The organism is Microtetraspora fusca, from assembly GCF_001570365.1.
Classification (GTDB): domain Bacteria; phylum Actinomycetota; class Actinomycetes; order Streptosporangiales; family Streptosporangiaceae; genus Microtetraspora; species Microtetraspora fusca.
The window spans coordinates 1-5,934 of the sequence record NZ_BBYK01000105.1 but is presented as its reverse complement, the minus strand read 5'-3'; the positions used below and the strand labels follow the sequence as shown (position 1 = coordinate 5,934).

General features: G+C 71.2%; 8 protein-coding genes. 2 read left to right on the top strand and 6 right to left on the bottom strand.

Annotation, left to right across the window (positions count from 1 at the left end; genetic code table 11):
* Positions 1-14: 14 nt before the first annotated feature.
* The gene (locus AWQ68_RS40240) at positions 15-704 is read right to left on the bottom strand and encodes a class II aldolase/adducin family protein (RefSeq protein WP_245656598.1); all 690 of its coding nucleotides are present in this window, start codon (positions 702-704) and stop codon (positions 15-17) included.
* A 102-nt stretch (positions 705-806) separates the two neighbouring features.
* Between AWQ68_RS40240 and AWQ68_RS40235 the strand changes: the two genes are divergently transcribed.
* Positions 807-1,238 (top strand): MarR family winged helix-turn-helix transcriptional regulator, encoded by a 432-nt coding sequence (locus AWQ68_RS40235; RefSeq protein WP_066952011.1) that lies wholly within the window; start codon positions 807-809, stop codon positions 1,236-1,238.
* Positions 1,239-1,251: 13 nt separating this feature from the next.
* Here AWQ68_RS40235 and AWQ68_RS40230 read toward each other — a convergent pair whose 3' ends face one another.
* The 5 genes from AWQ68_RS40230 to AWQ68_RS40210 all read right to left on the bottom strand — a co-directional run bounded on the left by AWQ68_RS40230 (position 1,252) and on the right by AWQ68_RS40210 (position 5,206).
* A complete protein-coding gene (locus tag AWQ68_RS40230; RefSeq protein ID WP_245656596.1) occupies positions 1,252-1,473 on the bottom strand; it encodes a hypothetical protein in 222 nt (73 codons plus the stop codon).
* Complete coding sequence (locus AWQ68_RS40225) at positions 1,466-2,011, bottom strand: GNAT family N-acetyltransferase (protein ID WP_218007262.1); 546 nt, start codon at positions 2,009-2,011, stop codon at positions 1,466-1,468. Before AWQ68_RS40225 ends, AWQ68_RS40230 begins: the two co-directional genes overlap by 8 nt.
* A 98-nt stretch (positions 2,012-2,109) precedes the next feature.
* On the bottom strand, positions 2,110-2,604 hold the full coding sequence (locus tag AWQ68_RS40220; protein WP_066952005.1) for a hypothetical protein: 495 nt from the start codon (positions 2,602-2,604) through the stop codon (positions 2,110-2,112).
* A 405-nt stretch (positions 2,605-3,009) separates the two neighbouring features.
* Positions 3,010-3,816 carry an alpha/beta fold hydrolase gene (locus AWQ68_RS40215; protein WP_084464953.1) on the bottom strand — a complete coding sequence of 269 codons (807 nt, stop codon included), beginning with the start codon at positions 3,814-3,816 and terminating at the stop codon, positions 3,010-3,012.
* A 52-nt stretch (positions 3,817-3,868) separates the two neighbouring features.
* Positions 3,869-5,206: a carboxylesterase/lipase family protein gene (locus AWQ68_RS40210; RefSeq protein WP_066952004.1), complete on the bottom strand. Its 1,338-nt coding sequence runs from the start codon at positions 5,204-5,206 to the stop codon at positions 3,869-3,871.
* 96 nt (positions 5,207-5,302) lie between these two features.
* Here AWQ68_RS40210 and AWQ68_RS40205 point away from each other — a divergent pair, with 96 nt between their 5' ends.
* Positions 5,303-5,905, top strand: coding sequence for a TetR-like C-terminal domain-containing protein (locus AWQ68_RS40205; RefSeq protein ID WP_066952015.1), 603 nt, complete (start codon positions 5,303-5,305; stop codon positions 5,903-5,905).
* The last annotated feature ends 29 nt before the right edge of the window (positions 5,906-5,934 follow it).

Genomic DNA, 5,934 nt, shown 5'->3' with positions numbered 1-5,934 from the left:
ACCCCCCTTTCCGGCTATGCGATTGCGGTGTTGTCGACCTGGCGCATCCAATACCGCCAGCCGGCTTGCATCTGGCTGTCCGGCCAGCACACCGACGCCTTCTCCAGGCTCTCCTCGTGGCCGGTCCAGTGCCGGATCTCACCGGTCGCCAGAGCGGTCACTTGGACCTCACACGCCCGCTGCAGGAGGATCGCGGTCATCACGGCATGCGCGACGTCCTCACCGGCGGCCACCAAGCCATGCTGAGGCATCAGGCATGCGCGAGCCCTGCCGAGATCTTCGGCCAGCGCACGCCCCAACTCGGACGTGCTCACGAGATTGGCGGTGGCGGTATAGCGCGGCAGGCCGTACTCGGCGAAGATGACCGCATCGTGGCTGATCGGTAGCAGTGGCACCCCTAACGCGCTGAAGGCGTTGACGGCCGCCGCGTGCGTGTGGACTGTCACGTTCACGTCCGGCCGGGCCCGCATGATCTCGGTGTGGATCGGATACTCCTTGTGCACCGTAGCCGGTCCGGCGAGGGAACGGCCGTCCCAGCCGACCAGCACGACACGGTCCGGCCGGATCTCCTCCAGACCCCAGCCGGGCGCCTTCATCCACACGCCGCGCCCCTCGGGATCGCGCACCGCCAAGTGGCCCCACACCATGTCCCCGTGCCCGGCCGCGGCCAGCGCGCGGCTCCCCAGCGTCACCGTGGCCACCACGTCTCGATCTTGTTCCATTCTGGCTCCTTTCGATCGAGATCGTGAGTCTAGCTCTTAATTACCTATATTCACAAAGAACGAACCTCGGCTATTCTGACCACCATGGAGACCGGCGAGTCGACGGGGCATCTGGGCGAGCTGTTCTTGCGAGTGGGCAAGCGAATGCGTGCCATGCAGGCCGAACGATTCGCGCCATTCGGGCTCACCCCCGCGCAAGCTCAAGTCCTCAGCCTTGTCGCACGCAGTCAGACCCCGCCGCGGATGGCGGAACTGGCTGAACAACTAGGCGTCGTGCCGCGCGCGGTAACCCCGCTGGTCGACGCACTGGAACGGGCGGACCTTGTGCACCGTCGGATCGACCCGCGCAACCGCCGGTCCACACTGCTGGATCTCACCGATCGTGGCGCCGCCATGCGCCAGACGCTCCGTGACGAGCGTCTTCGAGCCGCAGAGGACCTCTTCGCACCCCTCACACATGAGCAACGCGCGACACTGCTCGAGCTGCTGGAAACCGTCGCGGCCAACGGGATGTGACGCAGAATCCAAATCAGCTGCTGCCCTGCCGGGTTTCCCAGTTCCCCGCCGGATCTGAGGCATGGTCGGTGCCGTTGAGGGTGAACTCGCGCAGCGCGGTGAACTGGGCCTCGATCCGGTTGAGGTAGGAGGAGTCGGTGGGCGTGTAGGCGATCTCGACGTTGTTCGCCTCCGCCCACTGGCCGACTCGCTTGTCCTTCTTCGTCGTCAGGTGCGGGCTGAAGTTGTCACACACGATCGCGATCCGCGCCTCGGCCGGGTGGAGGCGGATCGTTCCGCAGCCTGCTGTACATCCAGCCGTCGCGCCACCGCCCGGCGCGGAACTCCACCGCGCGCATGACGCCCTCCAACGTGAAACCGGCCTTCACCAGCGACTTCTGTTCGGCGATGTTCTCGGGGTGGGTGGCCGCCTGGATGCGCTCGGCCGGCGTGTGGGTGAACAGGTAGTCGCACAGCATCGCCTGAGCGCGCCAGCCGATGCCGCGTCCCCGCCAGTCGGGGAGCAGGGCGATCCCGATCTCCCAGTATCGGGAGACGCCGAACCCCTGCGCCGACCAGCTCATGAAGCCCGCGGCCGTGCCGTCCACCTCGACGATGATCCGGCTGTCGTCCTCGCCCAGGTACCCGTCGGTGGCGTAGCGCCGGGCCGGGGCCTGCGCGTCGCGGAACCCCGTCCAGTCCAGTCCGATCAGCCCTGGCTCCGTGGCGAAACGCCGGAACATGACGAGATCGTCCTCGGCCACCGGCCGCAGTCGTATGTCAGGGGCGCTCACCACGCCACCTCCCTCGTGAAGCGTTCGTCCGCGCATGATCGCGTCACCGGCCTGGACCTTACCCCCGAGATCCGGGAGCGGCCGTCAGGCGGCGTCTGTCATCGCGCCTCTCCGGCCGACTGCCCCTCCCCGCGCCTCGTACGACCTGCCGGCAGGCCGACGAGCATGACGAGGCCGCACAGGAAGAACGGCCAGCCGTACGGGCGGCGCGGCGGCCATTGGTCGAAGGTGATCGCGACCCCCGAGAGGAGGACGCATCCGGCCAGCAGCAGGCCCAGGACGCGGCCCGCGGCCGGGCGCCTGACGAGTGCGAACGCGAGGCAGACCGCGAGAGCGGCGCCCGGCCAGGCCAGCAGCACGTAGTCCCAGACGATGGCGGCGAGGGAGGCATCGTCGCCGACCACGGCCGAGTACAGCCAGGAGTCCACCAGCAGGCCGAGGACGGAGGCGGGGAAGGCCGTCAGCAGCATCAGCAGCCGCCCGTAGAGCTGGTCTCCGAGCCGGTTGTCGATGGTCAGCCAGGTGAGCGTGAACACGGCCGCGGCGTACGAGATCACCGTCACGGCCGCCCAGCGGCCACGCGCGCGGGTCATCGGCGGGGGCCGTCTCGAAAGGCCTCGACGACGGCCTCGGTGCAGCGGATTCACGCCGATGCCGGCCAACTCGGCCCGGCCGGTGTCGTGCAGGCGCGAGGCCGTCGTGCCCGCCACACCGTACGGCGCCTCCGAGAGGAAGTCACGTCGAACGTCGATGGTCAGCAGCGCCGACGACGTCCAGCGCGGTGTCAGATGGGGAGCCGGAGTCCACAGACCCTCCCGGTTTGAGCGATGTGTCTCCGATCTTCCTACCGCCGCGGAGTACGTCGTGGGAACGGCTTCTGGGACGTCCGCCCTGCCGTCTCGGCCCCCGGACGGCCCGGAGGCGGGGCGTGTTTCGGCCCGGCCTCCGGGAACCCGAGGATCGCCCCGGCCCGAGCTGGGGGCCGGAAGGCGGCAGGATCAGCGGATCTCGGTGAGGAGATCGCGGATCTCGGCGGCGACCTGCTCGGGGAGCTCGATGCCGGGGAAGTGCGTCTCGCCGTCGAGGCGCCGGTAGCCGAACCACGGGTTCCGGGCGCGGAAACGCTCGTGATGCTCGTCGTAGGCCGCCAGCTTCGGGTGCGAGAACACGTGCCGGACCGGGCGGTGTTCGGCGAGCTTTTCCAGGCGGCCCATCGGCGACCCCCAGGTGGCGTACGCGTTCTCGATCTCACGGCCCGAGCGCGCCCACATCGCGTAGCCGTGGCCGCCGCACTCGTAGAGCACGTGGTGGCGCACCGCCTCGTTGTCGCTGCCGTCGAGCCATGACCGCAGCAGGCCGTCGCGGCCCGCCAGCCAGGTGTCCTCGTTCTGGATGGCGTGGAGCCCCGCGACGAACTCCGGCGGTGCCGGGGTCATGATCATGTCGAGGAGGACCACCCCCGGCACGCGGTCGCGGCCGAGCCGGTCGGCGATGTCCATGGCCGCCCAGCCGCCGTGCGAGTGCGAGACGGGCACGAAGGATCCGACCTCCAGCGCGTCGAGCAGGGCGATCGTGTCCTCGACCTGCTCCGCGACGCCGAAGTCCGGCAGAGGAGTCCGGTCCGGGCCGTGCCCGCGCCAGCACACGCGCACCACGCGGTGATCCGTCCGCAGGTGCGGCAGCAGGCGGTCGTACGCGCGCAGATCGTGTCCCCATCCGGTCAGGAGGACCAGGACCGGCCCCGGCCCGAACCCCTGGTCGTCGAAACCGATCTGCACGCCGTTGACGGTCATCGTGTTCATCATGTGCGCTCCGAATCGTCGGCGGTGGACGGGGAGGAGGAGAGGACGCGGGCGGTCATGGCAGCGCCCGCGCGTGCCGGGACCGGGGCGTGTGGCGCCGCCAGCGGGAGCCGTCGGGCACGCCGGAACGGGCGAACGCGCTCCACAGCGCCCGGGTCCGCGCGCCGGCGGAGGCCAGCGTCTCCGGCGCGATCCCGGCCAGCATCGGCGCGTCGCGCCAGGCGTCGCCGTCGCCGAACAGCAGCGGCAGCTCGATGCAGTGGCACGCGCCGAACGGGCCGCCGGGGTGGAACCGGCGGACCTGGTAGCGGTAGACGTTCGCGCCCGACCCGGCGAGCAGGTCGGCCAGCCGCCGGGTCGGCCGCTCGAAGACTCGGTCCTGGACGGCGCGTTGGATGCGGTCGACGATCGCGTCCCCGGCCAAGGGGACGCGCCGCAGCGCGGTGAAAACCGGGTGGCGGCCGTAGAAGGCCGTCATCTCGTCGTCGGTGGTGCCGAGCATGACGTCGAGTCCCGCCTTCGCCCGGCGTACGACGGACGCCCGCCAGGCGGCCGGGGCTGGCAACGGCCCCGAACCGGCGACCGGGAGGAAGGGCGGCGCCGAGCCGAGCCCCAGCGGGCCTGCGAGTTCCCGGGCGGTGCGCGCCTGCGCGGCGAGGATGTCGGCGACCGGCGCCCGGAGCGGGTCCGCCCCCAGGTGTCGCAGGAACAGCGCGCCGACGCGTTCGGCGTCGCCGGGCGAGGCGAAGCCGAGGCCGAGCGGCGCGCTCTGGAGCACGGCGCGTCCGAAGAGCCGCGAGGCGTCGTCGATGCCCAGCATCGCGGCCGCGGAGTGCGCGCCCGCCGACTGCCCCGCCACGGTGACGCGGCCGGGGTCGCCTCCGAACGCGGCGATGCTGTCGTGGACCCATCCGAGCGCCGCGATCTGGTCGAGCAGGCCGAGGTTGCCGTCGGACAGCCCCGGGACGCACAGGTAGCCGAGCGCGCCGAGCCGGTACGCGACCGACACGACGACGATGTCGCCCTCGGCGCTCAGCCGTTCCGCGTCGTAGAGGTTCCACTCTCCGCTGCCGGTCAGATAGGCGCCTCCGTGCATCCACACCAGGACGGGCCGCGCCGCCGACGGCCGCGGGTCGGGAGTGGTGACGGTGAGGCGCAGGCAGTCCTCGGACTGCGGCAGCGGTGCGGCCGCTCCCATCACCCCTTCCAGACGCGACGGGCTCTGCGGCGCGATGTCGCCGGGCCGGACGGCGTCGGCGACGCCGGTGTGCGGCGGCAGCCGCCGGGGCGGGCCGAAGCGCGCCGCCTCCGCGTACCGGATGCCGCGGAAGACCGAGACCTTCTCCCGGCGTGTGCCCCGCCATGCCCCGGCCGGGCTGTGCACCACCGTCATCGCGCCTTCTGTCTCCTAACGCAAGTCGACTTGCGATAACCGGAAGCTAGGGCATCGACGACACCCAACGCAAGTCCGGTTGCGATAATGGGAGTCATGACGACTTCCGTCGAGGGGCGGGCGCGCGGGATGCGTGGCGCCCGGCTGCGGGCCGCCGTACTGGAGGCGACCATCGCGCGCATCGAGTCCGTCGGGATCGAGGACACGCGGATCGCCGACATCGCCCAGATGGCCGGCATCCACGAGACGTCGATCTACCGGCGGTGGAAGACGCGGCCGCGCCTGCTCGTCGACGCCCTGCTGACGCACACCGAGAGGTCCGTTCCGGTCCCTGACACCGGGTCCGTCCGGCAGGACCTGATCGACTTCTTCACGGACCTCGCCGCCTTCGTGTCCACGCCGACCGGCGCCGCCTTCGTCCGCGGGACGGTCGTCTCGGAGACGGACCCCGAGGTCGAGGCCGCGCGCCGGGAGTTCTGGACGGAGCGGATCAGCAAGGCCGGGGTCATCCTCGACCGGGGCAGGAGCCGGGGCGAGGTGGCGGACGGCACCGATCCCGAGCTGGTCCTGTTCACGCTCGGCGGGCTGCTCCACATCTACGTCACCCACATCGGCGCTCCGCTGCCGGAGGCGACGGTCGTGAACGCGGTCGATCTCGTCCTGGACGGGATGAAGGCGGGGGCGCCCTCCGCGGGCTGACCCGTTCGCGGCGCTCGGCGCCCTGCCGG

Excerpts from the sequence above, each read along its gene's own strand:
- AWQ68_RS40235 (WP_066952011.1), top strand. The coding sequence starts at position 807 with ATGGAGACCGGCGAGTCGACGGGGCATCTGGGCGAGCTGTTCTTGCGA.
- AWQ68_RS40220 (WP_066952005.1), bottom strand. The coding sequence starts at position 2,604 with ATGACCCGCGCGCGTGGCCGCTGGGCGGCCGTGACGGTGATCTCGTAC.
- AWQ68_RS40215 (WP_084464953.1), bottom strand. The coding sequence starts at position 3,816 with ATGATGAACACGATGACCGTCAACGGCGTGCAGATCGGTTTCGACGAC.
- AWQ68_RS40210 (WP_066952004.1), bottom strand. The coding sequence starts at position 5,206 with ATGACGGTGGTGCACAGCCCGGCCGGGGCATGGCGGGGCACACGCCGG.
- AWQ68_RS40205 (WP_066952015.1), top strand. The coding sequence starts at position 5,303 with ATGACGACTTCCGTCGAGGGGCGGGCGCGCGGGATGCGTGGCGCCCGG.